This window comes from Methylomonas sp. Uni0009, from assembly GCF_054188105.3.
In genome coordinates, this window is the sequence record NZ_JBTAFN010000001.1 from 2,662,402 (window position 1) to 2,689,031 (window position 26,630).

Sequence of the window (26,630 nt, forward strand, 5' to 3'; positions counted from 1 at the left end):
GTAGTCTTGCATGATATTTAGAAGTTTTCCATTCGCACTTATTCTGATGGCATTATTGAGCATATTCGTTACGAATGTAGTTGCGATGGGTATTCAGGCTGAGCTTGTCGTAGATGGCGTTAACGTGAAAGACGACAAAGAGAAGACTCAAACAGCTTCAGATGGAGTTAAAGATATACTAAGTTCGGTTGATCTTAAAAAAGATATTGCTAAAATTCATAGTCATGAAATAGCTGTCCAAAATATCAGGGCCAAGGTTTCTCCAGACGAATTGGCTGTTGACGATTCTTCGATCTCACGACCTATATTTCGACAGCAGGAAAACATTAATAAATCTGCGCAGTTTTCCTTCTTTGTTCCAGATTTTTCTGATGCCGATTTGGTTTGGGGGAGGGTTGGCTATAATTACTCCGATGATGTATTTTCCTCTAAAAAACTCCTGGACGAACTACGGGATAGTCTTGGGGAAGGAATATATAGCAAATTAGTTTGGACCTATTACGATCTCAAAGACCTTGACAGCAGGATATATGCGAGCATGGTCGGGTATGATTTAAGTGGCAGTAATTTGTTGGGAAAATTACAACAGTTTATCGGGGTGGATGAGAATTTGAATGCTATGATAGTTTTCAAGAGCAGTATTGGGATAACTGCTAAACCTGAGGGTGCTGGTGATAGGAAAAATCAAGATTCTGGCAGAAATTCTAAGGTTATACTTGACTTCTCTCAACGTAATTTCGCCAGAAAAGAAGAGGTTGATACTGGGCGACTTCAATATATTTTAAAATACTTGACGATAAAGAATTTTGTATACAGCTTATTGGCATTAATGGGGTTTGGTTCGGTTTGGCGGATGTTTAGGTTTTTTGTTAAACAAGATTTAAGATAACTGCTCCTAAAAAAACATTGAGAAATCTTGATATATCTTTTGATGGAAAAAGTTTGGATGGGTTGTTGTGAACCGCCCCGGTTGTCTCGGAGGCTCTAACCTCTGAGGGAATTGAGCACTGAAAGAGAAAACTACTAAACATTATTCATCGGAAATTCGAGAACAAGCGGTTTGCATGCTGCTAGATCATCAGGACGAATACCCGTCCGAATGGGCGGCGATTCAATCGATTTCTGCCGAGTCTGGTTGTGCAGCCGAGACCTTACGTCGCTGGCTGCGGCTGTCGCAAACGGCTGGCGTAAAACCTAAAGGGCCGGTCGACAGCCAGTCGGAGCAGACCAAGGCTCTGGAGTGCGAAGTCCGCTAGTTACGCCTGGCCAACGAGATTCTGGGTGAGGTGTCGGCGTATTTTGCACATGCGGAGCTCGACCGCTCGTCCAAACTATGAAAGCGTTCATTGACGACCATCGCGTCGTTTATGGGGGCGAGCCGATCTGTAAGATATTGCCGATTGCCCCTTCGACGTATTACCAGAAGTGATCCCTTGGTTTTGAACAGGAAATCGATGATTTGAAGTGAAATCCCTGTCATGGTTTAGGTGGCCAACTTGTCGGGGAGTCGCTATTTTTGCCGAAAGATTTTTTCGAACTTCCCAGCAGGAAAAAGTCGGCAAAAGCTACGCGACTTCTTATGCCTGCTGCCCCCTGATTCGTCCGCGTCACCTTGTTCCGATCCAGCAAGGGGGGGGCGAAACACAGACTCTCGCATGACTTAACGCCATGTCGCGATGCCTTGCAGGTTTTCTCCGCTTCTGTGCGAAAACCTGCAAGGCGCTACGGCTATCGGGGACTAAAAAATCTTCACTTCGCTAATGCTCCGTTTCCAAGATTTTCAGCGAGGGTTGGTAACCCATCGTTATAAGCCTAATGCGGCGTTTTTTGTTTCAAACTGGAATGTGGTCGCCCGTGGTTATACCACTCGGAATAATCCAGGAATGAAGCACGGGCTTGGCTGACGGAATCGTAAGCATGTAGGTAAATCCGCTCGTACTTGACGGATCGCCATAGTCGCTCGACAAAACATTATCTCGCCAGGCCTGCGGCCGTCCATACTAAGCTGGCAGCCTTGGCTTTTCACCACGTCGATAAATGCCTTGGCGGTTAACTGGCTGCCTTGGTTGGTGTTAACGAATGTTCAGTCTGCCATAGTGTTTGAAAGCTTTTTCCAAAACTTCCACGGCATGGCAGGCTTCCAGAGTTATCGACGCCTTGGCAGCCAGGACTTCGGGGCTGGCTCAGTCGACGACTGTCGTTAAATACGCGAATCCTTTGGTCGTTGGGATGTTGGGCGTATCCAGCGCCCAGGTCTGATTGGCGTATTGCCTCATAGAAAAAGGTAACCGAAGTATCAGAGTCGTTGCCTCACATTAGAGGTAACCTGGACTTGTGAAAAAATGAGTTTCAATTGTTGCTCAATGGCGGCCTTAAGAGCAAATGGATTGAGTTTGGCATGATGTTCCTGGAGAGTCTGTTTGGTGGTTTCCGGAATGCCAGGATGATTGATCACCCGTTGGTAAGGGGTTTGCGGGGCATGGTATTTTTTCACGACTTTGGCGCCGTCTCGGTGTTTTTTCTGAAGTTTCAGACTGGGGCAGAAATGATTCTGCAAAGGGCACCAAAGCGTGCTGTAGACCTCGTTCATCAACGGCACCAGCGCGGCATTATCCAGCCGGTCGTAGCCGAATAATTGCCTGGCGTGAGTCCAGTTTTTCTGCTCGACGTGAGCATTGTCGTTTTTTTTGTAAGGCCTGGCGCGGGTAAACGCAGGCTTTTGCGGGTGGTCGGTGAAATAGCGAACCAGGTGATGATTGAGAAATTCAGAACCATTGTCGCAATCGAAGCCTTTCAAAGGGAATGGCAACAGGTTCTCGATGGCCTGAATCTGTTCCAGGATACCTTGCGAGCCTTTATTCCAGGTGGCCCGGCATTCGGTCCAGCCGGTGACAATGTCCGTCATCGTCAGGCTCCAGACGAAATCGCCGGCCAGCGAATTGCCACAGTGAGCGACAGTATCGGCTTCGACAAAACCGGGCTGGGTCTCGTCCCAGTAATGAGTTCGGATGGGAATCTGGGTTTTCAACAGAGACCCGGGTTTGGTGCCGGACAAGCCTTTGGGGTGCTGGACGCGCAAGGGTTTGAGCAAGCGATCCAAGGTCGCCGCCGAAACCTTTAGCAAGTCGGCACGAACCTGATCGGAGAGTGAGCCGTACTGCGCTTCGTAGTGCGGCAGCCAGATCGGTATCGCTGCTTTCAGGCGCTTGCCGCACAGTTGATCGCTAGCGAACCAGATGCGCTTCAATGGCTCCAGCAACACCTCGGCTTGATATTTCCGCTTGGGGCCGGGCCGTTTGCTAGGCGAAGCGGTTGGCTTGGCTTTTCGATTCAGCAAACGAATCGCGTACTTACGGGCGTAGCCGCAGACTTCGCAAAACTCGTTCAGGATCGTTTGTTTCGTGGCCCTATCACTTTGTCGATAACGTTTTTGGATGGCGTGTAAATAGGCTCGTCGTTCGTGTTTTCCCATGGTGGTAACCCGCTTGATTTCGGTTACACACAATGTGAGGCAACGACCCGTTTTTACTGAACCCTTGGGTTACTTTTAATTTGAGGCAATTCGTTGGCACGGTCGACGGTTGTGTCGCGCAGCAAGTAGGGATAGACTTCTTGGTCGGGTGTCTTCTTGCTGGTGTTAGGCTTGCAGTAAACCGCCTCGATGCCCATTTTCGTGGTCAAGGTTTTCACCCGCTTGCGGCCGATCAGGATATGTCTTGCAGATTGAGCTGATCCCGTAACTGGCGAGGGCCCATGAACGGGTGTTTCAGGTGCAGTTGATCCAGACGCTTCATGATGTCCAAATCGCACTCCGAAACCTGCAAGGCATCGCGACACGGCGTTAAGTCATGCGAGAGCCTATGTTTCGACTCCTTGTTGGGTCGGAACGAGGTGGCGTGGACGAATCGGGGCGCCGCGGGCATGCGGTCGCGTAGTTTTTGCCGATTTTTTCCTGCAGGGAAGCTCGAAAAAATCTTTCGGCAAAATAGCGGCTCCTCGAACTCCATTATCGCAAAGGTTGGAGTCTTCGAGAAAATGGGGGCGATTCGCTTAAAAGACTACCGGAATTAAAAACAAAAACCCCGGTGGAATGAGTTTTCAACCGGGGTTTTCCGACAGTGGCGAATTTCAAATTCGCCTAGAATGCCAAATGTTAGGCTGATTTTCTACGTTGTCCTGCTAAGCCTAACAGACCAATTCCTAACAGTGCCAAAGATGTTGGTTCAGGAACTGAGACTGTGTTGCCATTGAATTGACCGTTGCCGCCATTGGAAGTTTTAGCATTGTTCGTTGTGTCAAAAAAGGCACTGGAATTATATTCCAGAGTTTTAGGGTCAAAGTAAGCATAGGCTGAGCCGCCAATAGCGCGAAGTTGTGCTGATACACTACCGCCTTCAACGTTACCGCTTCCAGTGAAGACAAGTGAATCAATTGCTAAATCGAGCCATACACTGCCTGATTGAGCGTCTAAAACCTCGGCATCGCCGCCTGCTGGGGTTTGATAGTTAGTAACGGTATCGTTTACAAAAATCCGTGCGAAAGCACCGCTAAGATCATAAGTGCCGTTTGTAAGCAGTGAAATACCGCCGAACGCAAATGTTAGCTCGTAACCAGCATCCATAAACGCAGGGCCGGAAGAAAATCCGCCGTTAACGCGGTCGATTTCGCCAACCCCTTGCAAGAAGTAACCTGTGGCACTAGTGCCGACGCCAGTGACCGTAGCTGTTACATCATTAATCCCAACAGCATTTGAGTAAAGAACTGGGTCGGTATCAGTTGCTGAATACCACTGAGTAAATTTAAATTCGCTCAAAAAGTCGTGGTCTGCTGCATCTAGATAGTCAGGATCCCAGTTTACATGGTCAACGCTCAACGCGCTTGCTGCACTGCTAAGGGCTAGCAAGCTTGCTGCGCCGATTAGTTTCAGTTTGGTAGATGTTTTCATAGTAGTCACCTTAAGTATCAGAAAAATTTAAAAGACCTAGTGTTCAGTCAAGCACTACTTAGCATGTATTGTGCCATTTGTTATATTTTATATAAGCTATTGTTTGTTATGTGGTTTTATTTTGGTGTGTTTGTGCGATTAACTTCCAAGTCAGTATGCTGTAAAAAAACCTGACGTTTGTTATGGTGCTAGTAGCTCCCAAGGTGCTTATGCAAGCTGTTATACTCATTTCTACTTGACCAGTTGTTAGGGGAATAAAAATGGATTCACGCACTTTAATTGCCGCTTTAACCGAATTTCAGCAAGCAATCGGTATTGATGGAGTAGTCAATAATCCAGATGTATTGGGTCTCATAGCTGCAAATTGTGTCGGAATTAGTCGCAGCATTCCGGCAATTGTCGTACCTGAGGATGTATCAGCCGTTTGTCAGATTGTCAGGATTGCTAATAAACATCAAATATCTCTTTATCCCTACAGCACTGGGCGAAATTGGGGCTATGGCTCAAAAAACCCAGCTCAGGACCATTGCGTGTTGGTTGATTTATCACGGATGAATAAAATCCTGGACTTTGATAAGGAAACAGGTTTGCTCACTATCGAGCCCGGAGTTACCCAACGCCAGCTTGATGCTTATTTAAAGCAGCATGACCATCCGTATCTGATTCCGGTTACCGGGGCTGGACCTGATTGTAGTCTGGTTGGAAACGCCTTAGAGCGAGGCTACGGCATCACTCCGTATGCTGATCACTTTGGGGCGGTAATGGGACTTGAGGCCGTGCTACCCAACGGAGAAATTTATCTTTCCATGCTCTCTGGTTTGGGAGGCGAGGCGGTTGATAAGGCTTTTAAATGGGGGATGGGGCCTTACATGGACGGTCTTTTCTCGCAAAGTAATTTTGGGATTGTCACCAAAATGACGATTGCTTTGGCGCCAAAACCGGAGCGAGTTGAGGCGTTTTTTTTCAGTGTAAAAAAAGCTGACGATCTAGGGTTGGCGGTTGAAAAAGTCCGGCAGGTGTTGCGTGAGGTGGGAACGGTGACGGGTTCTATCAACCTGATGAACAAACACCGGGTATTGTCGATGTCGGAGCCTTACCCAAAAGACCGCTTGGGCTCGGATGGGTTGATTCCGGAAGATGTGCTGCAGCAGCTTATGAAGCGCAATCAGGTCATGGAATGGACCGGTGTGGGTGCTATTTATGGCAATAAGAAAGTTGTTGCTGCGGCGAGAGGGGAGATTCGAAGAATATTAAAGCCTGTCGCCAAACGGCTTGTTTTTTTTACCCCGGGTTTAGTGAAATTCATGCATGGCGCCGCGCAGGCTTTGCCAGTTATCCGCGACTTACATTTAGTTAATGTGTTGGGGACGTTGAATAAAACCATGCAATTGTTTGCGGGAGAGCCAAGCGAGATTGCCTTGCCTCTGGCCTACTGGCGGTCAGGTGTCATGCCGACTGATGGTACCTCGATGAATCCGGATAAGGACGGTTGTGGGCTTATTTGGTATTCGCCGCTTCTACCCATGAAACCTGAGTTAACTCGCCAATATGTCGAAATGGTGAAATCCATCTGTATCAAACATAGAATCGAGCCGTTGATCACCTTGACTAGTATTTCGGATCGTTGTTGGGATAGTACCATTCCAATTTTGTTTGATAGGCAAGACGCAGATGAGGTTGCCAGGGCACAAGCTTGTTATCATGAACTGTTAGATACGGGGCGAAAACATGGTTTTGTGCCTTATCGTCTCGGTATCCAGTCTATGGATTTGCCGGCTAAGGAACATGCCGTTCCTGATGTTTTGCGTTCTCTAAAGCAGGCTGTCGACCCAAACAATATTATTGCCCCGGGTCGTTATGGCTTATAGACAAACTGGGGGGCGCTGGGTTTGGCTAATAAAGCCAACCCAGCATCTAGGTGGCTGCTAGTTTTTAATCGAATCTAGCATGGCTTCGGCGAAAACTTTGTGAACCTCTGTGGTTGGATGGATTTCATCCCAAAATATCAAACCGTTTCCTGCATCGAAAGGCACTATTGAACAATTGTCTTGAGTCAATACTGGACTATAGAGACATCCTGCCGCAGGTCCTGCTACAACCTGATCATCTCTAACGATCAAGGATTTGGTTATGGAGTAAATGTCGACTTTATAAATTTTGATTTTAGGTAGCTTTGCAAGTTCTCTCAATTCTATCCTTAGCCTGTTGTTGTGATCGATAGTTTGGAATGAAAGGAGGTCGAGAATTTCCGGATGAGGATTTGCGGGGTCTTGGTAAGCTATGAAATTAGCAATCGGTACTTCACTTAGGTCAGGGAGATTGGGCACTAGAAAACGGCGAATCCCTGAAGCATACAAGTTACGAATCGATTTGCTGATATTGTCGACAACTTGTTCTGTAGGAATCACGATTCCCTTGCCAAATTGATTGAGATAATCGTTTGCTCCACTCCAAACAAAAGCCAAAGAGTTTTCAACAAAGCTGTCATTTTTTATGACCTTGAACATGCCTACTTGCCCTAGTAGGCCGGTCACATTAAATTGTCCTAGTACCGAATTGCCGAAACTAGTTTCAGAGCCACCATAAGCAAAGCTTATGGCTAGGTTTTTATTTGGTTTCAGCGTAAGTTTTTCTGGAGAGAGCGCCAATATAGGCTTTACTTTAGACGAGTTGCCGAGTGACTTCCAGAATTGTTCAGCGGCATTTGGACCGTTCGAAAATCTACCGTTGAAATATCGCTTTTGGGGAGGGACGGGTATGGGAAGTCCTGAGGCGGATGTCTGTATATAAACGTTGCCGGTGTCCGATAAGCTATCACCGAAAACATAAAGATTCCGGTTGTTCTCCGCCAAGGCTGAGTTGCTGAGTTGCAACGATATTAAGGTAAATAAAATAAATCGTAGCATTGAAGTTTTCATTTTTTCTTCTCCCTAATAGGGTGGCAGGATTAATGGTAAGTTATTGATCACTAAAGTTTTTATAAATATTTTTTTATCTCGCTCCCTTACCCCACAAAATAACCTCCACCGTGCTCAGCATTATCGTCAAGTCCAGAAATAGGCTGTAGTTTTTGACGTAATACAAATCAAATTGCAGTTTTTGTCGGGTATCGTATTCGCTGGCGCCATAGGGGTAACATAGTTGCGCCCATCCGGTAATGCCGGGTTTAACCCTATGCCGTTCTTTATAATAAGGAATATTCTCTTCGAAGCCTTTTACGAATTCCGGTCTCTCCGGGCGCGGGCCGACAAAGCTCATATCGCCTTTTAGTACGTTTAGCAGTTGCGGCAGCTCGTCTATCCGATATTTACGAATCACTTTGCCGACGCGAGTTACGCGGTCATCGGTTTGGCTAGCCCATTGCGCGCCATTTTTTTCAGCGTCGATACGCATACTGCGAAATTTAATGACATCGAACGGAATGTCCCGATAGCCGACACGTTTTTGCCGATAGAAAACCGGTGCACCAAAGCCGCTTTCGATATAGATCGCCAACATGGTGAGGATCATTAGCCACCAACTGACAGATAGTAACAGCAGACTGGCTAAAATATCGAAGCTGCGTTTGACGATGGGGCGCAAACCGCCACTCACAAAACCATCGGAAAACATCAGCCAGCTTGGACTCAGCGCCTCCAGAAAAACCAGCCGTTGCTCTCTCTCATAGAAAGTTTGCAAGTCCATGATTTGCACGCCGGACATTTTGATGTCCAGCAGTTCCTCCACGGGTAGTTTTTTTCTACGATCATCGACAGCGATGACTATTTCATCGACGTTAGCGGCTTCGACAATATCGGTTAGCCTGATTTTTTCGTTGAGCGCAATCGCATGGGGTACGCTTATTGGTTCGTCCTCCAGCGTGATGTAACCGACTATTTCAAATCCTCTATAAATATAGCTGGAATTAACGACGCTGAGTTCGCCCGCTCTTTGCCCGCATCCCACCACTAACACCCTGCGTTTTAAATTATCCAGATTGACGAAGCGATAAAATAAATAACGTGTTAACAGCAAGCCCACAAAAGAAAAAATAATTGCGGAAATCAGGACGCTGCGTGCCAGCATCAAATCGGGAATGATGTAGTAGATGAACGCCAGTATAAAAACCGCAACGGCAAAGCTGAAGCTGATGCGCTGGAGAATATTGTATTCTTCTTTATCTAGTGTTTTGCGGTACAAGCCCAAACCGGAACAGCTGGCGATAAACACCACTGCGTAAACCGCTGCTGAAGCAGCGAGTTCGGATTGAGAATACCAGGATGCTATATATAAAAATCTGAGGCCAGCGCCGCAATACATAGCCAGATAAAACACCAAAGATTCCACTATAAGCAACCAAAGGTAGGCGGTGGAAATGTAATGTCGAAAAATTCTTATCATGTGAAGGCTACCGCTAACTCCTGGATAATAACTATTTGACGATATTCTGTTTTAGAAGCGTCTTGATATGTTCAGCGGGAATAGCATAGGTGATGCCGCTGGGATTGGATATGGCATTTTCTTTGCTGCCCTGTACAAAGACTTTGTTAATGATACCAACAACTTTTCCGGAATTGATGTCGTACAAGGGGCTGCCGCTGTTGCCGGGGTAGGCGGTGGCGTCTAATTGGAACACATTGAAAGGCGTCTGTAGTCGTTTCAGCATGTTGACGTTTAACTGCCGAGTGGCGATTGCCGGTATGGCGTTGGGTGAAATAGCCGAAATAATGCTTCGGTGCGTGACCGGATACAAACCCAGCACCATGCCTATTGGGTAACCGGTGAATGCATATTGCTCGCCCTCCCGCACTATTAATGAGTCACCGATTTCCAGTGCGGGTAAAACTCCGCCGTCTACCTTTAGCAATGCCAGATCGTGATCTTCATCGGTCACGGTCAGTTCTGCAATTTGCATTTGTTCTTTTTGCTCGTGGCGATAAAAAACCGCATAACGTTCGAGGTGCTCTTCGTCTAGTTTTTTTGCGGTTACGTGAGCGTTGGTAACCACTTTTCTGCCGTCGGCAACGGCGAAGCCGGTGCCCAGGAATACCGCACGCGGGTTTCGTGTTGGCATATAAGTGCCGATGGCTACTATTCCGGGTTTGACTCGGGCAAGAATGTCGGGGAGGTTAACTTCATCGGCATGGCTGGTGGCGATGGTGCATAGTCCGATAAATAGCGCCAAGAGATAAAGTATTTGGTTTTTCATGGCTGGAGGAGTTAAGGGGCCTTAATTGGTAGAGCTTGGAAAGTTTAGTCTAACTTAGCATGAATGCGGGCGTCGTCGTGAATTAACCGTTGTTTACACTTTGGTAATAGACAGGCACCGGCTTAGATAGCGCTTAATGTCCACCGGGAAAAACGCGCGTGGGCATTAACCTACTAAAATTATATACCCAGTGAACTAGTTGGTTTCTTTTGAGTCTTATTTTTCGGAGATAGTAAGACAATTCCCGGTAGTGTGTGGCAGTGGTGTATCAGCGGGTTTGAGATTAAAAAACGCAGGTCGCTGGCCTTCTGTTAAATCGCTACCGGTTTTTTTATGCTTATATCAGACCGATTCTGTTTGAAAATCGTTGTTCTTCCAACACAAAACCTCCGCGCCATCCGGTTTCCAATCCGCCAACACGTAGCGTCTGGCCGGCCGGTCATCCAGCATAAATTCGTGTAATTTCGGTCGATGCGTGTGTCCATGGATCAATGTGCAGCAACCATACTTGTGCAGGCTTTCGACCACCGTATCCTGGTTAACATCCATAATATCCAGGGTTTTGCCGCGTTTATGGTAATAGCTGCGCAACCGATACCAACGTGCCGCTATCAGCCGCAGCCATAAGGGTTTGGACAGCACATTTTGTTGCCATTCCGGGCTGTGCGATTTGCTGCGAAAAGCCTGGTAAGCCAAGTCGTCGCTGCAGAGTAAATCGCCGTGGGTTAGTAAAATTCGCTGACCATTCAATTCGATAGTCGCATATTCATCCAACAAACGGATACCGGTTTCCTGGCAGAAATCTTGACCCAGCAAAAAATCGCGGTTGCCCTGTAGTAGAAAAATCTCGGTGCCGGCGTCGCTAAGTTGTTTGAGAGCGTTTTTGATGGACGGGATAGGTCGGGTATTGTCGTCGTCGCCGATCCAGGCGTCGAACAAATCGCCAAGGATATACAGCGATTTTGCCTCAATGGCGCGCTGCTGCAAAAAGCCCAAGAAACGCCGGGTGATCTCCGGTTTTTCCAAAGCCAGATGCAGGTCGGAGATGAAGAGTACGTCTTGTTTCACGTTAAGCAACAGCGGTTTCCGCCCACTTACCGGCGGAAACCGCTAATTATTATTCGATAACTTCGGCTTTTTCGATAACGATGTCGGTTTTCGGTACATCCTGATGCGGACCGCGATTGCCGGTGGCTTGTTTGGCCATGGCATCGACGACATCCATGCCTTCGATCACTTCTCCGAATACTGCATAACCCCAACCGCTAGGGCTTGGGCTGGTGTGATCCAGAAAAGAATTGTCTTTATAATTGATAAAAAATTGCGCGGTTGCCGAATGCGGATCGTTAGTACGGGCCATTGCCAAGGTGCCGCGTTTGTTTTTCAGGCCATTGTCGGCTTCGTTCTTGATCGGTGCATTAGTTTCTTTTTGTTTGAATGAGGTATCGAAACCGCCGCCTTGGGCCATAAAACCTGGGATTACCCGGTGGAAAATGGTACCCGCATAAAAGCCCTGTTTCACATAGGCCAAAAAGTTGGCGGCGGAAACCGGTGCTTTTTCGTCTTCCAATTGAATGACGACGTCGCCCAGGGAAGTGGTTAATTTGACTTTGCTATGTGTATTGGACATTTTATTTTCTGTTGCAAATGAAAGGGTTGAGAATAAAAACAGCATCAGGTAAACCAGGGTGGTACGCATTGATAGCTCCATAATCGCGCTGCAAGCCGCGAATTCTATGTGTTTTTATCTTGAAAGAGAAGCTGGAATCTTGATAGATTGCCAGATGTTTCGCTACATCCACCTATGGTCAACATGTTGAAAATCTACAACACCTTAACTCGAAGTAAGCAAGAGTTCATTCCCAAACAGCTTGGCAAAGTCGGTATGTATGTCTGTGGCATGACGGTTTACGACTACTGTCATATCGGCCACGCGCGGGTCATGGTGGTGTTCGATACGGTCGCCCGTTATTTGCGGCATGCCGGGTATCAGCTTACCTACGTCAGAAATATTACCGACATCGACGACAAGATTATTCAGCGCGCCAATGAGAATGGCGAGGCGTTTACCGCATTGACCGAACGCTTTATCGATGCGATGCACGAAGACGAGCGCGCTTTGTCGGTGTTGCCGCCGGATATTGAACCAAAAGCCACGCAATCGATTGCCGACATCGTGAAGATGATTTCGACATTAATCGAGCGTGAGTTTGCCTACGTCGGTAGCAATGGTGACGTGTTTTATGCGGTAAACCGCTTTGACGGCTACGGCAAGCTGTCCGGTAAAAATATCGAAGACTTACAAGCCGGTGAGCGGGTGAATGTCGATACCGCCAAACGCGATCCGCTGGATTTTGTACTGTGGAAAATGGCCAAGCCCGGCGAACCTTATTGGGATTCACCGTGGGGGCAGGGCAGACCGGGCTGGCATATCGAATGCTCTGCCATGTCGACTTGTTGCCTGGGTAATCATTTTGATATTCATGGCGGCGGCATGGATTTGCAATTCCCGCATCACGAAAACGAGATTGCCCAGTCGGAAGGCGCCACCGGCGAACCCTTTGTGAATTACTGGATGCATAACGGTTTCGTGCGGGTCAACGAAGAAAAAATGTCCAAATCGTTGGGCAATTTTTTCACCGTGCGCGAGGTGTTGAAACAATATCGCCCGGAAGTGATCCGCTTCTTCATCCTCTCCAGCCATTATCGTAGTCCACTGAATTATTCCGATGAGCAACTCGACGAGGCGGGTGTGGCTTTGACTCGTTTGTATACAGCCTTGAGAGGTGTCGAAATTATCGATGTGGCTATCGATGCAGATTACTGCCAGCGTTTCGAACAGGCGATGGATGACGACTTTAATACACCAGTGGCTTTGGCTGTTCTATTTGATTTAGCGCGCGAATTAAACAAAGCTGAGGAAAAAAGCGTGCTGGCGGCAACATTAAAGCGACTGGCGGCCATTTTGGGCATATTGCAGGACGATCCGGACAGTTTTTTGAAGGGTGGAGCAGCGTCTGATGGTCTGAGTGAAACGGAAATAGAGCAATTGATTGACGCCAGAAAAACCGCGAAAGCCAGCAAAGACTGGGCGCAAGCCGACCAAATTCGCGATCAATTGAAAGCGCAGGGCATTGTGCTGGAGGATGTGGCTGGCGGCAACACCATTTGGCGCCGCGAAAGTTAAGGACTGTCAATGAACGAAATCAAAGATAAATCGGTAGAAACATTCCTGGACGAACTAGCTGGCAAGCAAGCCACGCCCGGCGGCGGTAGCGCGGCGGCAGTGATGGGTGCGCAAGCCGCCGCCTTGACCAGCATGGTCTGTAATTTGACCATCGGCAAACCCAAATACGCGGCGGTGGAAGAACAGATGAAGGCCTTGCTGACCGAGTCGGAAGCCTTGCGCAGCACCTTGATCGGCATGATCAAAGCCGATGTCGATGTATTTGACAAACTGATGGCCTGTTATGGCTTACCTAAAAGCACTGACGACGAGAAAGCCGTGCGCGCCGAACAGATTCAAACGGTGCTCAGAGAAGCCACCCTGGTGCCGCTGGAATGCGCGAAAGCTTGCGCCAAGGCTATCGAGTTGAGCCGGGTGGCTGCCGAACACGGCAATCTAGGGGTGATCAGCGATGCCGGGGTGGCGGTGATGGCGGGCTACGCCGGCTTGAAAAGCGCCGCGCTGAATGTACAGATCAACGCCGCGAGTTTGAAGGACAGGACGTTTGCCGAGGCTCAACTCGCCGAGCTGGATACTTTGCTGCAAGCAGGCGAACAGGCCGCCGAGCAGATTTACCAAATCGTCAGGGAAAAGCTTTAAATCTTTCCTTAGGACGGGGCAATTTCAATCGCCCCCTCTCAGCTTAACTTGAGCGGCAGGTTTTCTAAATCTGCTTAACATTGATGTTCAAGGTCTGAATCCGATAAGCAATCTGCCTAGGCGTCATATCCAGCAAGCGCGCGGCTTTGGCTTGTACCCAACCGCTTTGCTCCAACGCGGCAATCACCCGCTCCCGTTCGTCCATGTTTTCGTCGTGCAGATCAATGTGTTTGATCGATTGCGGGGTGCGGCTGATGCCTATTTCGTTTTCCAGGCCGGTGCTGGCAATCACGTCGCGGTCGATAATGCCTTCTTGGCTCATGATCGCCGCCCGTTCCAAACGGTTTTCCAATTCGCGAACGTTACCCGGCCAATCGTGTTTCATCAAAATCCGGATTGCACTTTCCTTGATTTCCAAAGGCCGGCCGCCTTGTTGGCGGGAGATACGGTTTAGGAGAAAACTGGCCAGTTCCGGAATGTCTTCGATACGCTCGCGCAGCGGCGGCATATTGATGGGCATCACATTCAAGCGGTAATACAAATCTTCGCGGAAATTGCCTTCGGCCACTTCCTGCTCCAGATTGCGGTTGGTGGCGGCAATGATGCGCACATTCACTTTTAAAGTGCGGACGCCGCCGACCCGCTCGAATTCGCCTTCTTGCAGCACGCGCAATAATTTGGCCTGAAACGACGCCGAGATCTCACCGATTTCATCGAGAAACAGCGTGCCGTTGTCTGCCAGTTCGAAGCGGCCCTTGCGTTGGCCGATTGCGCCGCTGAATGCACCTTTCTCATGGCCGAATAATTCCGATTCGAGCAAGGTGTCGGGCAAGGCTGCACAGTTCAATTTTAGAAACGGGCCGTTGGCGCAGGCTGAGTTAAAGTGTATCGAGCTGGCCACCACTTCCTTACCGGTGCCGGATTCGCCGCGAATCAACACAGTGGTATGCCATTTGGCCACCTGGCGGATGATGTCGAACACTTTCAGCATCGGCTCGGAATGGCCGATGATGTTTTCGAAGCGGTAGTTTTTGACCAGTGTTTGTTTTAAATAGTCGCGTTCGCTAGCTAGTTCGTTTTGCTTGCGTTCCATTACACGCAGCATGTTCACGCTTTGGGCGATCAGGTTGGCGACCATTTCCATGAAGCGGGCGCGCTCGCCCAAAAACGTCGAAGTACAAGGCTGCGCGGCTAAAATGCCGACCACTTCGCCTTGTTCGATGGCCAGCGGGGAGCCGATAAACGGTAAATCCGGGTTATAAACCCCTAAGCGACTCAGGAAACGCGGTTCGTCGGCGATGCGTTCCACGACGATGGTGCTGCCTTCGTCGAGGATAGCGCCTACCAGTCCCTCGCCCGGTTGGTAACGCACCGAGCGGTCTATGCCGTCGCCGTAGATCTCGCAAATGCTCATGCTGTCGTCATCGACATCGCGCAGCGTGATCATGCCGAAATGCAGGCCGTTACGCTTGTGCAAAATCTCCAGGATGCCTTTAAGCTTGGTGCGCAAGTCATGCGTGCTATTCAGCAATTGACTGACCAGAAATAGCGTATCCAGTTCGGATTCAACCAGCAATAAACGATCACTCATGGATGTTCACCATCGCTAGGTTTTTTTGACAGGGAAAGCTAATTTTAAAACTACAGCCGTTTTTGTATTGCGGGTCGATTTCTATCATGCCGTTATGCTGATTGACGATTTCCTTGCTCATGACCAGTCCCATGCCGGCCTGGACGCCGGCGGTGCTTTGATTGGTGGTAAAAAACGGTTCGAATACTTTGCTCCGTTGGTTGGCAGGTATGCCGGGGCCGGAATCGGCTATCGACACGCAAACCCAATCATGCTCGATAGCCGTGCTAATTTTGATGATGCGTTCCTGGCTGCCAGCACGATTCATTGCGTTGACCGCGTTGTCGATCAATTGCTTGAACAACATGCGTAACTTGTTTTCGGAGCCGAGGATATTGGGTAACACCGGGTTGGGCAGCCAATCCACCACAATGCCGTTTGCCAGAAATTTGGTGCTATACAGCAGCATCACTTCGTGCAGCAGCTGATTCAAATTCACCGGCACCACCGCGGACTCCGGTATTTCCGGCACACAGCGCTGCAAGGTGGCAAGCGTTTCTTCCCCCATTTTTTGCACTTGGCCCAATAGGTCGCGGATCGGACTATTGTTGGCGTCGTTGCGTTGCGTCATGATTTGAATCGCCGCGTGAATCTGGTTCAAGGGCTGGCGAATCTGGTGCATAGCACCCAACAAAGTTTCGCGGATGCTGCGGATGTGTTCTTCTTCCGCCAACATAGTGCGCAAAGTCTGTATCTGTAGCTTTTCCTGCTGCCGGCGCAAGGGGCTGATGTCGTTAATGGTCAACAGTAGATAGTCTTTGGATTGTCTGGCGAAGAAGCTGTCTGCGCAGACATCGTTTTCGATAAACCAGTTGCCGGAGCAGGAAAACCAACGCGTGCCTTTAAGCCCCGCGCTTTCAATCCTCACCTCGCGATTGGCGAAACCTTGTTGCCGGTCGATGTTGTCGCCCCACAAGTCGCCCATGTCATGTTCCAGGGCCTCCAGAAAGAACAGGGCGGGTTCCTTCTTATCGAGTTCGCTGATCAGCATCTTGTACATCTGATTGTCGAGCACGACCCGTTTGTCCGAATCGAGCACCACCATCGCCACCGGAGAAGCGTTCAGTACCGATTCGATCAATTGTTTTTGGTTATTAACTTGTTGTTCCGCGTAGTGTGCCTGGGTGACATCGCGGTGCATACCAATGTAATGACTGATGGCGCCGCGGTCGTCCAGCATCGGCGCGATGGTCAGATCAGCCAGATAGCGTTGCCCCATTTTTTGCCGATTGACCAATTGGCCGTGCCAAACCTGCTTACGGGAAATGGTGTGCCACAAATCATAATAAATCTGTCTGGGTGTGGACTTGTCGGACAGCGCTGATTCGTTTTGGCCCAAAATTTCAGCGGCGTTGTAGCCGGTTACATCGGTGAAGGCCTGGTTGATGTAAAGGATATTGGCTTTTTTATCGGTGATCGAAATGGCCACCGGCGCTTGCTCCACCGCCTTAACAAACAAAGAGAAAGGCAGTGTTTTAGAGGTTTTGCCGCTTCTTGGCGATTGCCCGCTAGGGCCGATGGCTGGCGATAGTATATCGGCCGTTTCAATCTCAATCTGGCCTTGCAGGTAGTCAGGGGTGGATTTGGTCATGGCAAATGGTTCTCGCGTGTTTTTTCTGGGCTTAAGTTGGAAAAATACATGCAATTAGAGAGCCAAATGCGTTTTCGCTCAGCTGCTGTTGGAAAATCCAGGCTATTTGTATGGTTTACGACAAATTTAACTGTACTTGTTCCGGCTCTGTGTTTTTTAGGACAGAGATGTTGGCGGCAAATCTTGCGGCTTTGCACTGAAATGGGGAGTTACGGCGTTTTTGCAGCATTGGCATAAATGATGCTGTCTTGTTGCAAAACACCGGGTCGAAAACGATGAGCGAATACTTACTTCTGATATTGGGTACAGCCTTGGTCAACAATGTCGTGTTGGTCAAGTTCTTGGGGTTATGCCCATTCATGGGCGTTTCCAACAAGCTGGACACCGCATTGGGCATGGGTTTGGCGACAACGTTTGTATTGACACTGGCGTCCGCGGCCAGCTGGGTGCTGGAGCATCGTTTATTGATACCGTTCGATATCGGTTTTCTGCGCGTGCTGGGTTTTATCTTGGTGATCGCCGCGGTAGTACAGTTTACCGAGATGGTGATACATAAAACCAGCCCGGTGATGTATCAGGTGTTGGGGATTTTTTTACCGCTGATTACGACTAATTGCGCGGTTTTGGGTGTGGCGCTGCTTAACATCCAAGAGAAATACAATTTCGTGCAAAGCCTGCTGTTCGGCTTTGGTTCGGCAATGGGTTTTACCCTGGTGATGGTGCTCTTCGCCGGTCTGCGTGAACGCTTAGCGCTCATGGCTGTACCGGCGCTTTTTTCCGGCACCCCCATCGCATTTATCACCGCCGGCATCCTGTCGCTGGCGTTCATGGGATTCGCGGGGCTTTACAGCAAATAAGAGGCACATCATGTACGTTTTATCTGCCATCGTTATTTTGACATCGCTGGGATTGTTGCTGGGCGTGGCTTTGGGGATTGCCGCCAAATATCTGAAGGTGGAGTCCGATCCGTTAATCGAGAAAGTTGAAGCCTTAATGCCCGGTTCGCAATGCGGCCAATGCGGCTTTCCCGGTTGCCGGCCGGCTGCCGAGGCCGTGGTATCCGGTGCCGCGCCGGTGACATTATGTCCGCCTGGCGGTACGTCGCTGGTGGAACAACTGGCCAAATTACTGGGTGTCGATGTCGATTTGAGCCAAACCCAAGACCAAGAAGCAATGGTGGCCAGAGTCAGTGAAGAAACCTGCACCGGTTGCACCCGCTGCTTCAAGGTTTGTCCTACAGACGCCATCGTCGGCGCACCCAAACAAATCCACGCGGTGGTGGCGGATGCCTGTATCGGTTGCAAGAAATGTGTGGAAGTCTGTCCTACCGAATGTCTGCAAATGCACCCTGTGGAAGTGACCTTGCGCAACTGGCGCTGGCCCAAACCGCTGGCCGCTTGAGACGGAGACACCTATGTTCGCCTTGTTCGAAAATCCCCGTTTGCGCGGCGGTATCCATGCCGAAGAGCACAAATCAGAAACCTCTCCGCTTAGCATTGTTACCGATTTTCCAATACCTAAGAAATTGTACATTCCGGTGCAACAGCATGTCGGCAAGCCTGCCGAGCCGGTGGTGAAGGTCGGCGAGAAAGTACTGAAGGGCCAATTGCTGGCCTATAGCCAAGGCACCATTTCGGCGCCTGTGCATGCACCAACATCGGGCGTTATTGCCGACGTCAAAGATTTTCCGGCACCGCATCCGTCAGCCTTGCCGATTCGCACCGTGGTGATTGAAAGCGACGGTAAGGAACAATGGGCCGAGTTAATCGTTCCGGCAGACCCGTTTCAACTCGAACCGGAAGAAATATGCCAACGAGTCGGCGCCGCCGGTGTGGTGGGTTTAGGCGGTGCGGTATTCCCGTCGGCGGTCAAACTCAGTTTAGGCCGCAAAAACAAGATTCATACCTTGCTGATTAATGCCGGCGAATGCGAGCCTTATCTGACTTGCGATGACCGTTTGATGCAAGAGCGCGCGGAGCAAATCGTTGCCGGCATCCGGTTAATGTTGCGCGGCATGGATGCCCCGAAGGCTATGGTGGGTATCGAAGATAATAAACTCGAAGCTTTCGCGGCCATGCAAACGGCCGCCCGGGATTTTCCCAATATCGTGGTGGCGCAAGTGCCGACCCGCTATCCGATGGGTTGGGATAGGCAAATGTTGCGTTATTTAACCGGCCAGGAAATTCCTGCCGACGGGCGAGCCACGGACATTGGGGTGGTGGTGCACAACGTCGCCACGGCGTTTGCCGTCTATCAAGCCATTTGCTTGGGACAACCCTTGATTAGCCGGGTGGTTACGGTCTCCGGCGCGGCCGTTGCCAAACCCAGAAATGTGGAAGTGCCCATCGGCACCTTGATGTCGGAAGTATTGGCGTTTTGCGGATTGGAAAAGTCGAAAATGGCCCGCTTAGTGATGGGCGGACCGATGATGGGCGACGCTTTGCCAATTGCCGAAGTACCGGTGGTGAAAGCCTGCAACGGCATCCTGGCCTTATCGCATGCCGACATCGACGAGCCGGCTATACAGCCTTGTATTCGCTGTTCCAGTTGCGTGACCGCTTGCCCGGTGGGTTTGTTGCCCTTGGAAATGGCCAGCCGTATCAAAGCCAACCAACTGGACTCAGCGGTTGATTTGGGCCTAAAGGACTGCATCAGTTGCGGCAGTTGTTCTTATGTCTGCCCGTCGAATATACCCTTGGTGCATTACTTTAAATTCGCTTCCGGCGAGTTAGTTAAACGCCAACAAGCCGAGCACAAGGCCGAACAAACCAAGCGTTTAGTCGAAGATAGAAATAATCGGATGGAACGGGCCAGATTGGAAGCCGAAGCGGAAGCTTTGCGTGCTCAGGAAGCCAGAGCTGCCCGTTTGGCTGCCGCACAACAGGCGCAAGCAGCGCCAGCAGAGGAAACCGTATGAGTAATAAACCGATTAGCGGGCCTCACGTGGCGGCCACCCGCCGCGTCGATCAAATCATGCGTTTGGTGATTATTGCCCTGGCACCGGCTACGGCCTGTGGCGTGTTGTTGTTCGGCTGGCCGGCTTTGTATTTGCTGGCGGTGACCGTGCTGTCCGCCATGGCTTTCGAAGGCTTGTGCCTGAAGATGAAAGGTGTGGCGGCAATGCCTTATTTGCGCGACGGTTCGGCGATCGTCACCGGCTTATTAGTGGCGATGACTTTGCCGCCTTGGGCGCCATGGTGGATAGGCGTAGTCGGTTCGGCGCTGGCGATTGTATTGGGCAAGCATGTTTACGGCGGTTTGGGGCAAAACCTGTTCAATCCGGCCATGCTGGCCAGGGTGGCTTTGTTGATTTCCTTTCCCATCGAGATGACTACCTGGGCCAACGTATCGCCGCTGTTCACCGGGCCCGGCGTGATCGATAGCTTAGCGATCACCTTTAGCGGTTTGGAAAACCCGGATGCGGTGACCGGCGCCACGACGTTGGGTTGGGTCAAGACTGAGTTTTCGCAAAACCGGCTGTTGCCCGGCAGTTTGATCGAATATTCGGGATTTTTAGCGTTTCTTGGTTGGGAGCGCGGCAGTTTGGGGGAAACCTCGTCTTTATTATTACTGGCCGGCGGCATTTGGCTGATGCGCCAAGGGGTCATCAAATGGCACATCCCTGTCTCGTTGCTGTTCAGTATCCTTCTGTTGTCGACGATTTTTCATGCTTGGGATAGTCAGCATTACCTTGGACCCTGGGTGCATTTGAATTCCGGCGCGGTGATGTTGGTAGCGTTCTTTATCGCCACCGATTATGTCACGTCGCCTAACACACCTTTAGGCCAAGTGATTTTCGGTGCGGGCTGTGGTTTATTGATTTTCGTGATCCGCTCTTGGGGCGGCTATCCGGAAGGCACCGGTTTTGCGATTTTATTGATGAACTCGGTTACGCCGCTGATCGATCATTACATTCGTCCCAGAATTTATGGCCGCTACCGAAACGGCAAGCCACTCGATATTTCCAATTCCTGAGACTGGTCATGAATTCCGAACCCGTTAAATTACCTCCTAAAGCCAACCGATATGTAGAGTACGCCTTGCGTATCTTGAGTAACTTTAGGCAAAAACTGGCCGTGTGGCTGGAGCCAGGAAATTTGGAACAACTGCGGCCGCTATTACAGTATCAGGCCGGCGTGTTGGGGGGATTTGCGTTGCTGGCGGCGATTTTATTGGGCGTTGCCGATCTGGCGACCCGTGGTGTGATCGAGTTGCGCTTGCAGGAAGATTTGCAAGCTAACCTGGAGCAAGTGGTTCCGGCTGAGCTGTACGATAACAACTTGCTGAAAGACAGTGTATTGCTGTCTTCCGCCGATGCTAATCTGGGCGCGGAGCAAACCGAAGTGTATCTGGCTAAAAAGGCCGGTTTGGTTAACGCAGTCTGTTTTAAATTCGTCGCACCTGATGGCTACGCCGGGCCGATCAGTTTGGTGATGGGTATTGACAGCAAAGGCGAAATCCTAGGCGTGCGGGTTATCGCTCATGTCGAAACACCGGGATTGGGCGATAAGATTGAAGTGACCAAGTCCAAGTGGGTGCTGTCTTTCAACGGCAAATCCTTGAATAACCTGACCGTCGAGCAGTGGGCGGTAAAAAAAGACGGCGGGGTGTTCGATCAGTTTAGTGGGGCGACGATTACGCCGCGCAAGGTCGTACAGGCCATCAAGCGGGGCTTGGAGTTTTACAAGGTGCATCAGGCGGAGTTGTTGCAGCCTAGTTGATAGTGTTTTTGGTGTCGCTATCGCGACGGTTAGTTTGCATGTCGGTTCGCGGACCGACAGCCGCGATACTTTTCTTTGCTCCGCCAAAGAAAAGTATCCAAAAGAAAGGCGGCCCGAATGCCGCTTTGCTCCTGCGCTCCGAAGCGTTTGGCGAGGGTTTTCGGAAGGGGCTTCCCAGCCCCTCCGAAAACGAGCGGCATCCATGCCGCCCCCCTAGCGGGCTAGTCTCGCCAAACGCTTCGGTGCTCGGCGCGGCATACGGGAAGAAAACCGTCGCGATCTTCTAAGGCATCAACACCTGCTCACGATTTTTGGAGATACCATCATGAATCTTTCGATTCTGTTTTCAGAACAATATAGAAAAATTGCCCGTGACGGCCTTTGGGACAATAACGTCGTGTTGACGCAAAACCTGGCACTGTGTCCATTGTTGGCTGTCACCGGTACCGCGACCAATGGCTTGGGCATGGGCCTAGCGACCATGGTGGTAATGGTGGCATCCAATGCCGCGGTATCGGTGAGCCGGCATCTGATTCCGTCTGAAATTCGCATCCCGATTTTCGTGCTGCTGATTGCTGCGTTGGTGACCTTGGTGGATATTTTTCTAAACGCCTGGATGCATGAGTTACATAAGGTACTGGGCCTGTTTATCCCGTTGATTGTCACCAACTGCGTCATTCTCGGTCGAGCCGAAGCGTTTGCTTCCAAGCAACCGGTGATGCCGTCGATGTGGGATGGTTTGATGATGGGGGTGGGCTTTACTGCGGCGATGGTGGTACTGGGGGCGATGCGGGAGATTAGTTCGGCCGGCACCTTGTTCGCCAATGCGTCTGTGTTGTTGGGGGAAAGTTTCCGGTTTTTGGAAACCACTTTGATTCCGGAATACAAAGGTTTTTTGTTGATGGCATTACCGCCGGGTGGCTTCATCATGCTGGGTTTCATGGTGGCATTGAAACGCTTGTTGGACCGGAAAGCGGCGGCCAAAATTACAGAACCGACCATTATTGATTCGGTTGTCTTGGAAGAAGGGGCGTAAACTATGAATGTGGGTGTATGTTATGCGCAGGCGGACAGGCAACTCTGGTTGCGGCTGGAAGTGCCGGAGGGCAGTACCATCGCCGAAGTGATTGAATTGTCCGGCGTGTTGACGCAATATCCCGAGATCGATCTGGAGAGCCAAAAGGTCGGGATTTTCGGTAAACTGGCCAAATTGGATGCATCGGTTAAGGAAGGGGACCGCGTGGAGATTTATCGTAAAATCACCGCCGATCCGGCGCAAGTTCAGCGCAGGCGGGTGGCGTAGCCCATGTACGTGTGTCTTTGCAAAGCCGTCACCGACAGTCAGCTCGATGCTGCCATAGACAGCGGCTTATGTTCGCGGAAACAGTTGGTGCAATGTTTCGGCGTCGGGGGCGATTGCGGTAAATGTAACAAGGACATTGCGCAAATTTTGGATAGAAAAAATGCATGTCGGCTATTGCAGGCTGCGAATGACGCCCAACTAATCATAAAAACCCAGGAGATTTGACATGCAAGGCGATAAAAAAGTAATCGAATTTTTAAATAAGGCACTGGAAAACGAATTAACTGCCATCAATCAATATTTTTTGCATGCCCGGATGTTCAAAAATTGGGGCTTTCAAAAGCTGAATGAAAAGGAATATCACGAATCGATCGACGAAATGAAACACGCCGATAAGTTGATCGAAAGGATTTTGTTTCTGGAAGGATTGCCCAATCTGCAAAGCCTCGGCCGTTTGATGATAGGCGAGAACCCCAAGGAAATGCTGGAATGCGACCTTAAATTGGAACATCTGGCCTTGCCTTTGTTGAAAGAGGCGATAGCTTATTGTGAAAGCATCAACGACTACGTCAGCAGGGAATTGTTCGAACACATTCTGGAAAGCGAAGAAGAGCATGTCGATTGGTTGGAAACCCAGATGGACCTGATCGAAAAAGTCGGCATTCAAAACTATCTGCAATCGCAGATGTAAATAGGCGCTCCAGTCAAAAAAAACTTTACGGGGCCGATTGCCGGCCCCGTTTGGTTAGTAAGCCCCGACGCTGCAGTATGCCAACGATTGTCATATCGTTGTTGCCCATCATCTTTTGCATCTTCCTGAAATTCTTAACCTCCCTTTTTTCATTGGATTGCGGTCTTTAGCGGTGGCTCGCATACCGGCACACCTGATCCTTGTGGGATGAATGAGACACCTATTCTCGCCATCGCGGTTTTGATGGCCCACCCAGTAGGCGCATCTGAGTCTATAGTTATGCTGCTTCGCTTGCCCTAGGGTTAAAACATAGGCGTAGTCATAACGACAGTTGACCAACTTTGATAGATGTTCCCTGGTGATGAATGAGTTATCCTTAGCGGTATTGCGCAACATCGATGCCAAGGGCTGAAGGGTTTAAATGGCCTTTAACGCGCTAACAACACCGAAAACATTGATAGGAATTTATGCCGCACAGTGCCTTTACGCTGGAATCGTTGCTGGAAACTCATGATCTGCCGCTGATCATAATCGGCGCCGATTTACGCATCGTGGCAGTGAATCGCGCTTGGGAACAGAGTTTTGGCGTCATGCGGCAGAATTTGGTCGGCCAACCGTGCTGCGTCGAAAACCGCAATTGCCGCCATCAGCGCTTATTTCAAACTCTGGAAGCCTACGCCGGTATTTTTGCCGACGCCAACGATGCCAGTTCCCAGCGTTCTTTTAGTGCGCGCGGTTTTCCGTTGCTGGATGCCGATGCCACATTGTATTTAGGCGAAACGCTAACCGTGTTGAAAAGATCCGCGGCAAAAGGCAACGAGGCACCGGCCATGATCGGTAAGTCGACGGCGTTTGGACAATATAAAACTCGGCTGCAACAGGCAGCGGATACGCAAGCACCGGTATTATTGCTGGGTGAGACCGGCACCGGTAAGGAATTGGCGGCGGAATTTGTGCATAGCCATTCCCGGCAGGCGGATGGCAATTTTGTGATTGTCGATTGTACGATTCTGGGCGAAGAGTTATTTGAAAGCGAATTGTTCGGGCATGAAAAGGGTGCGTTTACCGGCGCGACATCTGCAAAAAAAGGTTTATTCGAATTAGCTAACAATGGCACCCTGTTCTTCGACGAGATTGGCGATTTGCCGCTGTCGCAACAGCCCAAACTGCTGCGCGCCCTGGAAAGCGGCCAATTTCGGCGGGTAGGCGGCACGGCGATGCAAAAAGCCAATGTCAGAGTGGTATGTGCTACGCATAGAAATTTAGCGGACATGGTCAAAGCCGGCCGGTTTCGCGAAGATTTGTTCTACCGTTTATCGGTGTTTCCGGTCGAAGTGCCGCCACTGAGGCAGCGTAGACAGGACTTGCCCTTATTGATCGATCATTTTTTAGCGCAGTTAAACACCGAGGCCGATAGCGGCTATACAATGACGCAATCGGCCTTAATCAAGCTTATCCAATACGCTTGGCCCGGCAATATTCGCGAGCTGAGAAACTGTCTGCAATTGGCGGCCGGCTTGTGTCAGGATAAAAGCATTCAAGAAGCTGACATACATTTTATGCAGCGCCAAGCAGTAGGGGATCCGGCCGCCGCCAGTGAGGCAAGTGGCGATGCATATTCCCCGCCAATTAACAGCATGGCGCAATTCGAGGCGGAGTTTATCAATAGTTTGATCAGCAAGTATCAGGGGAATCGCAAGTTGATAGCGGCGGAAATGAATATCAGTGAACGAACGCTGTACCGTAAACTTAACCGACTCAATCTAAATTAAGTGGCGGGGCAATGATGGAATCCAACCTGATAAACTGGACGCTTGATAACGTTGGCAGCCGGCAACGCAACGGTTTGACCCCGCCGCGCGACATGCGCGAGACTATCGCCCAGATTAAAGCGCTGCCGCCTTTGCCCGGCAGCGCGCTGCGCATATTGAATCTGATCGCCGATCCCAGCGCGGATGCGCGCAAATTAGCCGACATCATCGAACTCGACCCGTTATTGACAGCGCAAATTACCCGTTGGGCCAGCTCTGCGCTCTACGGTTATCGCGGCCAGATCACGACCGTGCATGATGCGATTACTCGCGTGTTGGGGTTTGATTTTGTATTGGATTTGGCTTTGGGTTTGGCGGTGCTGGCACCGTTGAAATCGCCCAAGGAAGGGCAGATAGGTACGCGGATGTTCTGGACCCATGCCTTGGCCAGCACCCGCTTGATGGCGCAGTTGGCCGCCGTTATGCCGGCCGCTACGCGACCTGAGCCGCAAGCCTTGTTTTTATCAGGCTTGATGCACAATATCGGTTTCCCGTTACTGGGGCATCTTTTTCCTGACGAATTCAGTTATTTGAGTGGCTTGATCAATGCCAATCCCAGTCTGGCGATTTTCAATCTGGAAACTTTTGCCTTCGGGCTTAATCATGCCGAAATCGGCGCCTGGCTGATGAATGTGTGGTCGATGCCGCGCATGATTACCGATATTGTCTATCACCATCACAACCCCTTCTATCGCGGCGAAAACCACCAACTGAATCTGCTGACGTTTTACAGCGATTGCCTGTTGGGACGTTTAGGCATAGGCGATGCATCGAACCAGGTGTGTCCGGAGGAAGTGCCGGACTTGCTGGGCTTGGACGAGGCGGTTTGTCTGGAAATACTCGACAGCCAGAATGACGATTTAGCGAAAATTCTAGCGACTGCGGAACAACTTACCGATTAAATTCGCCGCCTGTCATCGCCAA

At 50.1% G+C, this 26,630-nt stretch carries 25 protein-coding genes, 2 pseudogenes and 1 other annotated feature; of the genes and pseudogenes, 16 read left to right on the forward strand and 11 right to left on the reverse strand.

What is annotated here, in order from left to right:
• Positions 1-10: 10 nt before the first annotated feature.
• Together ACWAU0_RS12530 and ACWAU0_RS12535 are read left to right on the forward strand one after the other, a co-directional pair.
• Complete coding sequence (locus ACWAU0_RS12530) at positions 11-889, forward strand: hypothetical protein (RefSeq protein ID WP_458136871.1); 879 nt, start codon at positions 11-13, stop codon at positions 887-889.
• Between the two features lie 175 nt (positions 890-1,064).
• Positions 1,065-1,423 (forward strand): annotated as a pseudogene (locus ACWAU0_RS12535) (transposase); the annotation flags it as partial.
• Positions 1,292-1,408, forward strand: a sequence feature (AL1L pseudoknot). Its footprint overlaps the pseudogene before it by 117 nt.
• A 389-nt stretch (positions 1,424-1,812) precedes the next feature.
• Here the strand turns inward: ACWAU0_RS12535 and ACWAU0_RS12540 are convergent.
• The 4 genes and pseudogenes from ACWAU0_RS12540 to ACWAU0_RS12555 form a co-directional block, all read right to left on the reverse strand.
• Positions 1,813-1,956 (reverse strand): annotated as a pseudogene (locus ACWAU0_RS12540) (integrase core domain-containing protein); the annotation flags it as partial.
• 340 nt (positions 1,957-2,296) lie between these two features.
• Entirely contained in the window at positions 2,297-3,472 is a 1,176-nt protein-coding gene (locus tag ACWAU0_RS12545; RefSeq protein WP_458136872.1) for an integrase, read from the reverse strand.
• Between the two features lie 232 nt (positions 3,473-3,704).
• A complete protein-coding gene (locus ACWAU0_RS12550) occupies positions 3,705-3,923 on the reverse strand; it encodes a hypothetical protein (protein WP_205451134.1) in 219 nt (72 codons plus the stop codon).
• A 230-nt stretch (positions 3,924-4,153) separates the two neighbouring features.
• Positions 4,154-4,945, reverse strand: coding sequence for a PEP-CTERM sorting domain-containing protein (locus ACWAU0_RS12555; RefSeq protein ID WP_205451133.1), 792 nt, complete (start codon positions 4,943-4,945; stop codon positions 4,154-4,156).
• Positions 4,946-5,205: 260 nt separating this feature from the next.
• On the opposite strand from ACWAU0_RS12555, the gene ACWAU0_RS12560 reads away from it, so the two are divergent.
• Complete coding sequence (locus ACWAU0_RS12560) at positions 5,206-6,813, forward strand: FAD-binding oxidoreductase (RefSeq protein ID WP_458136873.1); 1,608 nt, start codon at positions 5,206-5,208, stop codon at positions 6,811-6,813.
• Positions 6,814-6,870: 57 nt separating this feature from the next.
• Here the strand turns inward: ACWAU0_RS12560 and ACWAU0_RS12565 are convergent, their stop codons facing one another.
• The 5 genes from ACWAU0_RS12565 to ACWAU0_RS12585 all read right to left on the reverse strand — a co-directional run bounded on the left by ACWAU0_RS12565 (position 6,871) and on the right by ACWAU0_RS12585 (position 11,832).
• A complete protein-coding gene (locus tag ACWAU0_RS12565; protein WP_205451131.1) occupies positions 6,871-7,863 on the reverse strand; it encodes an SGNH/GDSL hydrolase family protein in 993 nt (330 codons plus the stop codon).
• Positions 7,864-7,936: 73 nt separating this feature from the next.
• The gene (locus ACWAU0_RS12570) at positions 7,937-9,325 is read right to left on the reverse strand and encodes a TIGR03013 family XrtA/PEP-CTERM system glycosyltransferase (RefSeq protein WP_033155656.1); all 1,389 of its coding nucleotides are present in this window, start codon (positions 9,323-9,325) and stop codon (positions 7,937-7,939) included.
• Between the two features lie 31 nt (positions 9,326-9,356).
• Positions 9,357-10,133, reverse strand: a complete 777-nt coding sequence (locus ACWAU0_RS12575) for a S1 family peptidase (RefSeq protein WP_458136874.1) — start codon at positions 10,131-10,133, stop codon at positions 9,357-9,359.
• 342 nt (positions 10,134-10,475) lie between these two features.
• On the reverse strand, positions 10,476-11,201 hold the full coding sequence (locus ACWAU0_RS12580) for a UDP-2,3-diacylglucosamine diphosphatase (protein WP_458136875.1): 726 nt from the start codon (positions 11,199-11,201) through the stop codon (positions 10,476-10,478).
• 49 nt (positions 11,202-11,250) lie between these two features.
• Positions 11,251-11,832 carry a peptidylprolyl isomerase gene (locus ACWAU0_RS12585; protein ID WP_171694539.1) on the reverse strand — a complete coding sequence of 194 codons (582 nt, stop codon included), beginning with the start codon at positions 11,830-11,832 and terminating at the stop codon, positions 11,251-11,253.
• Positions 11,833-11,946: 114 nt separating this feature from the next.
• On the opposite strand from ACWAU0_RS12585, the gene cysS reads away from it, so the two are divergent.
• The gene (gene cysS, locus ACWAU0_RS12590) at positions 11,947-13,320 is read left to right on the forward strand and encodes a cysteine--tRNA ligase (protein WP_458136876.1); all 1,374 of its coding nucleotides are present in this window, start codon (positions 11,947-11,949) and stop codon (positions 13,318-13,320) included.
• 9 nt (positions 13,321-13,329) lie between these two features.
• A complete protein-coding gene (fchA, locus tag ACWAU0_RS12595) occupies positions 13,330-13,959 on the forward strand; it encodes a methenyltetrahydrofolate cyclohydrolase (protein WP_458136877.1) in 630 nt (209 codons plus the stop codon).
• 64 nt (positions 13,960-14,023) lie between these two features.
• Here fchA and nifA read toward each other — a convergent pair whose 3' ends face one another.
• Together nifA and nifL are read right to left on the reverse strand one after the other, a co-directional pair.
• Positions 14,024-15,550, reverse strand: a complete 1,527-nt coding sequence (gene nifA / locus ACWAU0_RS12600) for a nif-specific transcriptional activator NifA (RefSeq protein ID WP_020485085.1) — start codon at positions 15,548-15,550, stop codon at positions 14,024-14,026.
• A complete protein-coding gene (gene nifL, locus ACWAU0_RS12605) occupies positions 15,543-17,180 on the reverse strand; it encodes a nitrogen fixation negative regulator NifL (protein ID WP_458136878.1) in 1,638 nt (545 codons plus the stop codon). Before nifL ends, nifA begins: the two co-directional genes overlap by 8 nt.
• Positions 17,181-17,455: 275 nt before the next feature.
• Here nifL and rsxA point away from each other — a divergent pair, with 275 nt between their 5' ends.
• From rsxA to ACWAU0_RS12660, 11 genes are all read left to right on the forward strand, one after another.
• Positions 17,456-18,037, forward strand: coding sequence for an electron transport complex subunit RsxA (gene rsxA / locus ACWAU0_RS12610; RefSeq protein WP_026147191.1), 582 nt, complete (start codon positions 17,456-17,458; stop codon positions 18,035-18,037).
• A gap of 10 nt (positions 18,038-18,047) precedes the next feature.
• Positions 18,048-18,581, forward strand: a complete 534-nt coding sequence (gene rsxB / locus ACWAU0_RS12615) for an electron transport complex subunit RsxB (protein ID WP_033155651.1) — start codon at positions 18,048-18,050, stop codon at positions 18,579-18,581.
• 13 nt (positions 18,582-18,594) lie between these two features.
• Positions 18,595-20,097 carry an electron transport complex subunit RsxC gene (rsxC, locus tag ACWAU0_RS12620; RefSeq protein ID WP_458136879.1) on the forward strand — a complete coding sequence of 501 codons (1,503 nt, stop codon included), beginning with the start codon at positions 18,595-18,597 and terminating at the stop codon, positions 20,095-20,097.
• Positions 20,094-21,155, forward strand: coding sequence for an RnfABCDGE type electron transport complex subunit D (locus ACWAU0_RS12625; protein WP_033155649.1), 1,062 nt, complete (start codon positions 20,094-20,096; stop codon positions 21,153-21,155). Before rsxC ends, ACWAU0_RS12625 begins: the two co-directional genes overlap by 4 nt.
• Before the next feature lie 8 nt (positions 21,156-21,163).
• Complete coding sequence (gene rsxG, locus ACWAU0_RS12630) at positions 21,164-21,901, forward strand: electron transport complex subunit RsxG (RefSeq protein ID WP_033155648.1); 738 nt, start codon at positions 21,164-21,166, stop codon at positions 21,899-21,901.
• Positions 21,902-22,226: 325 nt separating this feature from the next.
• Positions 22,227-22,937, forward strand: a complete 711-nt coding sequence (locus ACWAU0_RS12635; RefSeq protein WP_205451124.1) for an electron transport complex subunit E — start codon at positions 22,227-22,229, stop codon at positions 22,935-22,937.
• A 3-nt stretch (positions 22,938-22,940) separates the two neighbouring features.
• Entirely contained in the window at positions 22,941-23,204 is a 264-nt protein-coding gene (locus tag ACWAU0_RS12640) for an RnfH family protein (protein WP_171694546.1), read from the forward strand.
• A gap of 3 nt (positions 23,205-23,207) precedes the next feature.
• Entirely contained in the window at positions 23,208-23,429 is a 222-nt protein-coding gene (locus ACWAU0_RS12645; RefSeq protein ID WP_033155644.1) for a (2Fe-2S)-binding protein, read from the forward strand.
• A 1-nt stretch (position 23,430) separates the two neighbouring features.
• Complete coding sequence (gene bfr, locus ACWAU0_RS12650; RefSeq protein WP_033155643.1) at positions 23,431-23,895, forward strand: bacterioferritin; 465 nt, start codon at positions 23,431-23,433, stop codon at positions 23,893-23,895.
• Between the two features lie 467 nt (positions 23,896-24,362).
• A complete protein-coding gene (locus ACWAU0_RS12655; protein ID WP_458136880.1) occupies positions 24,363-25,667 on the forward strand; it encodes a sigma-54 interaction domain-containing protein in 1,305 nt (434 codons plus the stop codon).
• An 11-nt stretch (positions 25,668-25,678) separates the two neighbouring features.
• Entirely contained in the window at positions 25,679-26,608 is a 930-nt protein-coding gene (locus tag ACWAU0_RS12660; RefSeq protein WP_458136881.1) for an HDOD domain-containing protein, read from the forward strand.
• The last annotated feature ends 22 nt before the right edge of the window (positions 26,609-26,630 follow it).